Origin of the sequence: Micromonospora sp. D75, assembly GCF_018070405.1 — a bacterium.
GTDB lineage: Bacteria > Actinomycetota > Actinomycetes > Mycobacteriales > Micromonosporaceae > Micromonospora > Micromonospora chalcea.
Genome location: NZ_JAGPXV010000820.1, coordinates 1 through 2,183, shown reverse-complemented (window position 1 = coordinate 2,183; position 2,183 = coordinate 1). Strand labels below are relative to the sequence as shown.

Genomic DNA, 2,183 nt, shown 5'->3' with positions numbered 1-2,183 from the left:
CCAGGTGGCGTCCGGGTCGCCGGCCGCCGAGTAGGTGACCGTGCCCGGCTTGTACAGCGGGCGCAGCGCCGGGTCGTCGTGGTTGAGCACCTCGACCCGGCAGCGGCCGTCGAACAGCCGGGCCTTGGCCGCGAAGTAGTCCGCCTCGTCGGCGTGGAAGTCCAGGTGGTCGGAGCCGAAGTTGGTGTAGCCGCCGACGTCGAAGCGGACGCCGCCGACGCGGCCCATCGCCAGGGCGTGGCTGGACACCTCCATGACCACGGTGTCCACCCCGTGCTCGCGGGCCACCGCGAGCATGGCGTGCAGGTCGGTGGCCTCCGGGGTGGTCCGGACGCTGTCGATCACCAGGTCGCCGAGGCGGGTCTCCACGGTGCCGATCAGGCCGGTGACGCGCCCGGCGGCGCGCAGCCCGGACTCGACCAGGTAGCTGGTGGACGTCTTGCCGGCGGTGCCGGTCACGCCGATCACGGTCAGGCCGGCGGTCGGGTCGCCGTAGACCGTCGCGGCCACCTCGCCGAGCGCCTCGCGCGGGTCGTCGACGACGAGCACGGGCAGGCCGGCGCCGGCGGCCAGCGCCACGCCGGCCGGGTCGGTGAGCAGGGCCACCGCGCCCGCCTCGGCGGCGGCGGCGGCGAACTCCGCGCCGTGGCGCCGCGCGCCGGGCAGGGCCGCGTACAGGTCGCCGGGGCGGACCTCCTGGCTGGCGTGGGTCACGCCGGTGACAGCCACCTCGGCGGCCCCCTCCGGCGGGGTCACCGCCACGCGGGCGGCGAGGTCGCCGAGCCGTACGGGACGCACGGTGGCGGGACGTGGATTGCCGGGCACGGCGTCAGACCCTACCCGGTCGTCCGGTTCCGACCGCACAGCCGCCCCGGTGGTTCGTCGCCACTCACCGATGATGTCCCGCCGTCCCGGCTCAGCGCGGAAAGACCTCGAACTTCGGGGACTTGTTGGTCAGCGACGGAGGCACCCGGTAGTGGCGGAGAGTGAAGCCCATCATCTCCCGGAACGCGGGCGCGGCCACCGCGCCGCCACCGCCGCCGGGGCTCCACACGAAGACCGCCACCACGTACCGGGGGTTCTCCGCCGGGGCCATGCCGATGAACGAGCCGACCTCACCGGGCTGCTGCTTGCCGTTGTCGTAGCGCAGCCCGGTGCCGGTCTTGCCGGCCACCCGGTAGCCGGGCACAGCGGCGGCCAGCCCGGTGGCCTGCCCCTCCGGGCCGTCGACGGTGGTGACCGCCTCCATCATCCGGCGCAGCGCGGCCGCGTTCGCGGGGCTGAGCACGGACCGGGTGGTCGGCGTCGCGGCGGGGCTGCGTGTGCCGTCCGCGCCGATCGTCTCCTTGACCAGGTGCGGCTGCACGTACGTGCCGTTGTTGGCGATGGCCGCGTACGCGGCGGCCATCTGCAGCGGCGTGGCGTCCACGCTGTGCCCGATCGGCACCGACCCGTACGCCGAGCCGCTCCACTGGTCCGGCGGGAGCAGCCGGCCGGCCGCCTCACCCGGCATGCCCTCGCCTGTCACCTGGCCCAGCCCGAACCGCTTCTGGTAGTCGAAGAGCCGTTCCTTGCCCAGCTTCTCGCCGATCTCGATCGTGCCGACGTTCGACGAGAAGGCGAGCATGCCGGGGATGCTCATGGTGCGGCCGTCGACCGGGTGGGTGTCGCGGAAGGTGACCCCGCCCCGCTCGATGGTGTTGGCGACCGGGAACGCGGTGTCCGGGGTGATCACGCCCTCCTGGAGCGCCGCGCCGAACGTGATCGCCTTGTGGATCGAGCCCGGGTCGACCACGAACGTGGTGGCCGCGTCGTCCCGGTCCGACGGCGAGGTGACCTTGGTGGGGTTGGCCGCGTCGTACGTCGGCTGGCTCGCCTGGGCCAGCACCTCGCCGCTGGGGATCTCGATGATCACCGCGGCGCCGACGCTGCCCTTGACCTTCTCCGTCTGCTTCGCCAGGATCCGCTGCGTCATGAACTGCAGGTCCCGGTCGACAGTGAGTTGCAGCGAGCTGCCCGGCTTCGGCTGGGTGGTCCGGCTGTAGCCGCCCGGGATGGGCGCGGCCAGGTCACCCTGGCCCACCTCGTAGGTCCGCTTGCCGGCCTGTCCCCGCAGCACGTCGTCGTACCTGGCCTCCAGCCCCTCCAGGCCGTTCATGTCCTGGCCGACGAAGCCGAGCAGG

At 73.7% G+C, this 2,183-nt stretch carries 2 protein-coding genes; both read right to left on the bottom strand.

Annotated features, from left to right (window positions below; genetic code table 11):
• Positions 1-864: Mur ligase family protein (locus KBX39_RS29530; protein ID WP_312247513.1), on the bottom strand; the 864-nt coding region annotated here is incomplete at its 3' end.
• Between the two features lie 52 nt (positions 865-916).
• Positions 917-2,183, bottom strand: a 1,267-nt coding sequence (locus KBX39_RS29525) for a penicillin-binding protein 2 (protein WP_210873672.1), incomplete at its 5' end; no start/stop codon positions are given.